The organism is Gammaproteobacteria bacterium (genome assembly GCA_011682695.1).
Classification (GTDB): domain Bacteria; phylum Actinomycetota; class Acidimicrobiia; order Spongiisociales; family UBA4744; genus BMS3Bbin01.
This window is the reverse complement of the sequence record JAACED010000101.1, coordinates 1-4119: the sequence shown is the minus strand read 5'-3', so window position 1 is coordinate 4119 and position 4119 is coordinate 1. Positions and strand designations below refer to the sequence as shown.

The 4119-nt window shown below is 66.6% G+C and carries 4 protein-coding genes; all 4 read right to left on the bottom strand.

Features of this window, described 5'->3' with window-relative positions; translation table 11 throughout:
• The coding region (locus GWP04_12230; protein ID NIA26312.1) for an ATP-binding cassette domain-containing protein at positions 1–608 on the bottom strand (608 nt) is incomplete at its 3' end.
• Positions 609–1820, bottom strand: coding sequence for an ABC transporter substrate-binding protein (locus GWP04_12225; GenBank protein ID NIA26311.1), 1212 nt, complete (start codon positions 1818–1820; stop codon positions 609–611).
• 3 nt (positions 1821–1823) lie between these two features.
• Positions 1824–2972 (bottom strand): M20/M25/M40 family metallo-hydrolase, encoded by a 1149-nt coding sequence (locus tag GWP04_12220; protein ID NIA26310.1) that lies wholly within the window; start codon positions 2970–2972, stop codon positions 1824–1826.
• Positions 2969–4119: amidohydrolase family protein (locus GWP04_12215; GenBank protein NIA26309.1), on the bottom strand; the 1151-nt coding region annotated here is incomplete at its 5' end. The genes GWP04_12220 and GWP04_12215, both read right to left, overlap by 4 nt.

Here is a 4119-nt window from a genome sequence, read left to right as displayed (position 1 = left end):
GACGACACGTCGAGGGCGTGGGAGATGCTTTGTTCGACGAGCACCATCGTCAGCCCGTCCGTGTCCCTGAGTTCGCGGATCAGGTCGAAGACGACGTCGACGATCACCGGAGCGAGACCGAGCGACGGCTCATCCAGCAGGATCATCTTGGGTCGCGACATCAGGGTGCGGGCGATGACGAGTTGCTGCTGCTCCCCGCCCGACAGCGTCCCGGCCGTCTGATGCTGACGTGCCGCCAGGATCGGGAACCGTTCCAGGAGCCTGTCGAGATCGGCTTTGACGTTCCTCCCCCTTCGACTGTACGCGCCCACCACCAGGTTCTCGGCGACGGTGAGTCGAGCGAACACGTTGCGACCCTCCGGGACGAGGGTGAGGCCGCCCCGGACGATGTCCTCGGTGGCTTGACCGGCGATCTGTCGTCCGTCGAACTCGATCGAGCCGGAGCGGGGAGTCACGATGCCGACGAGGGAGTTCAAGAGTGTGGACTTCCCGGCGCCGTTGGCACCGAGCACCGCCACGACCTCGCCTTCGCCGACGTGCAGGGACAGGTCGGCCAGGACCTCTACAGGTCCATATCCGGCCGACAGTCCCTGCACCTTCAGCATCATTCAGCCAACTTGCGGGATGAAGCCGGGCATGAACTGGTCAAGGAAGCGGATTTCGCCTCCCGAGATCTCGACGAGGGTGACCTCTTTGTCGACCCGCCTCGTGGTCGGATCCATGCTCAGCGAACCGGTCACACCCTGGAATCCTTTGAGATTCAACAACGCGGTGATCATGGCTGCGGGATCGGCCGAGCCGGCGTCCTCGATGATCTGCTTGACGATGTAGATCTCGTCATAGCCGATGGCGACCACCGGTGACTCCGGGTCGGCGCCCGTCGCCTCCTTGTACTTGGCATAGAACTTGGCCATGGCGTTGTCATCGGCAGGCCAGGCGTGTGTCGTCGCCACGAGCCCTTCGACGGCGTCTCCTGCTTCGAGGATGCTGGCGTCGACGGCGCCGTCTGTGCTGAGAACCGGAATCTCGATGCCTGCCGCACGGAGCTGACGCAGGAACACGGGCGTGTCGGGAATGAACATGGGCGTGAAGATCACGTCCGGCGCCGGGTCGAGAGCGGCGATCGCCGTCACCTGCACGTTGTAGTCGCCGGCGTCGATCCGATAGACGTCTTCACCGATGACCTTGCCGCCGGCATGCTCGAAAGCCGCAGCGAAGTAGGTGGGCAAGTCATTCGTGTACGGGATCTCGGTCGAGCGGAGCAGGTATGCGGTCTTGTATCCCTGACCCCAGGCGTACTCGGCGTCGACGGCGCCCTGCAGGTTGTCGCTCATGATCAACTGGAAGGCACAAGGCCCGGCGTCTCCCACGAGCGTGGGAGCGGTGCCGTCACCGGTCGAGATGGGAATCCCGGCCTCGCACGCAAGGCTGGCCTGGGCGAGATACGGATCCCCGGTTGACCCGATCAGATAGGCGGCACCCTGGCCGATCAACTCCTGCGTCGCACGCATCGTCTCGTCCTGGTTGTTTCGACCGTCGCGGGCCACGAACTCGAGAGGGCGACCGAGAACACCACCGGCGGCGTTGATCTCGGCAACGGCCAACTCGGCGCCTTCACGCACCGGGGTGTCGTAGAAGGAGTAAATGTCGGAGAAGTCCCCGACGAAGCCGATCAGGATCGGCTCAACTGGGGCCGCTTGGCCTCCAGCGGTCGTAGTAACCGACGGCCCCTCCGTCGTGGTCGTGGCGGGTGCTGTGTTTGCGCCACAGGCCGTGAGCGTCAGTGCCACGGCGATGATCAGCGCATACAATTTCTTCATTCTCTATCTCCTATTCCGTGTCGTTGCGGCGATAGCACCGGCCAACGCCCCTGCCCGGGCAGGCACGCTCGCCAGGTCGATGTGTTCCTCGGGTGAATGGTCGTTGCTGCCCTCCGGGCCGACCCCGTCGATGGTGGGAATCCCCGCCGTCGACGTCCAGCAGCCGTCGGACATGCCACCGGTGGACTCCGGATGGAGTGGCACCGAGAGGCTTCGGCCGGCGCCCTGGTACAAGTTGGAGAGACTCTCGTCCACCAGTCCCATCGGGGGCCAACGTCCCGTCTCGTACACCGACAGCGATGAGCGCTCACATATGTCGAAGACGCGGCGGCGAGCCCAGTCGAGGTCGTCGTCGCCGAAAGCCCGGATGTCGACGTCGGCCCAGGCTTCCGCTGCGACGACGTTGGGGGCGGAGCCTCCCGCGATCGTGCCCACGGACACGGTGAGGTCGTCCCGCGTCCGGTGGAGTTCGGCGACGGCGACCACCGTCTGACAGAGTTGCACGATCGCCGACGTTCCCCAGTCCGGCTGAACGCCGGCATGGGCCGATCGGCCCTTGGCTTCCAGCCGCACCCAGAGTCCCCCTTTGCGCCGGACTATGAAGCCGCCACCGGGACGCCCACACTCGAGGACGAAACACGCGTCGGCCCTCTCGATCCGGTCCATGAACGGGGGCGCCACCAGCCGGGTCTCCTCGTCTCCGACGACGACCAGTTCGATCGTGGGATGGTCGCCAACGTCGACGAGGGCTTCACAGACCAGGGCCGCCATCGCCAGTCCCCCCTTCATGTCGGCCACTCCCGGGCCGAATGCGACATGTCCCTCCACGCGAAGCGGTCGTTCCGCCGCCGTTCCCCGCGCCAAGACGGTGTCGGCGTGACCGAGCAGGACCACCCTCGCATCGCCACCCGGAATCGTGACGGCCAGATGATCGATTCCGCCCTCATGCCCACGCTCGACCGTGACGCCTTCGAGTCGTGTGAGGCGGTTCACGATCACATCCTGGACCTTGACGATGCCCTCGGGTGCGTCACGACCCGAGTCGATCGAGACCAGTTCGTCGAGGAGCGACAGAAACTCGGCGGAGCGGTGTTTCATGTGAGCGCTGACGGCAGCGGCCACGTCTGCCGTGGCTTGTCCGGATTCCCTCACGTCGCCGCCAGCCCGTGCAGCCGCAGGGCGTTGGCGCCCAGGATGCCTTCGCCGGTACGCACACCCTCGGCCGGTGTGAGAAGGTCGTCGCCGACGGCGCCGACCAGAACCCGGGCCAGGACTCGGCGGAACAGGCGTGCCGAGATCCACAGCACTTCGGGCTCCGACGCCTCGTCGGACCCGTACATCACCTTGGAGGTGGGCACGAGCCCGAGGATGGTCCGCAGTCCCCGGTCGAGGTCGAGCGTCGCCCAGGGGTTGAAGAGGGACAGCTCGATGTGGACGTTCGGGTACATACCGGCGAGGTAGGCGGCCTCCTCGATCCAGGGGAACCCGGCGTGGATGAGCACGATGGCGGTGGCGGGATGGGCGGCGATGAGCGGCGCCAGGCCGGCTGCGTGGGCGTGGGCCAGCAGCACGTCGGGGTCGCCGGCCCCGGAGTGGATGTGGACGGCCTTGTCATGGGTGGCCGCCTTGCGACAGGTGATGTGCAGAAATCGGTCTCGCAGCGCCTTGGTCTCGCGGCGACCACCGGCGAGACCGCTCGCATTCCACGCCGAGAACGATGTGGCCACGTCGTCGTCACATGGATCCTCGACGTCGAGGCCGCTCCGGTAGGCGATGATCGACTTGTACGCGATGCAGGACGGGTCACGGCCGCAGGCGTCGAGTTCCGCCTCGAACGCCGCCACGGCGTCGTCGAGCGTGTCGGCCTGCGCGCACACACGGTCGATGATCGGTTCGATCCTGGCCACACGGTGGGCGTTGGCTCCGACCAGCGCGCCGAACTGCGCCGCGTCGACCGGCGGTTGCGGGTAGCCGTCGTCGACGAAGAGGTCCGTGATCCTCTGGTCGGCCATGAGGCCGCCGAGGTAGGCGGCCGCGTCGTCTCGAAGCCTGGTCATCCTCGCCTCGTCCACGTCGGACTCGTCGACTCCGAGCCAGTGCGCCAGCCACCGGCGCCCGGCGGAGGCGAACATCGTCCACTCGGTGAGCGCCGAGACCTGCTTCCGCGACTCGGCGGCGGCCGTTACGGACGAGGCCATGCACATCCCGATCAGCGTGATCCTGTCGGCCCATCCCGTTGGTGGCTGCGCGAGCAGGTCGGCGAGTCGTACGCCGTGGCAGTGGGCGTCGACGACGGACA

Excerpts from the sequence above, each read along its gene's own strand:
- GWP04_12225 (NIA26311.1), bottom strand. The coding sequence starts at position 1,820 with ATGAAGAAATTGTATGCGCTGATCATCGCCGTGGCACTGACGCTCACG.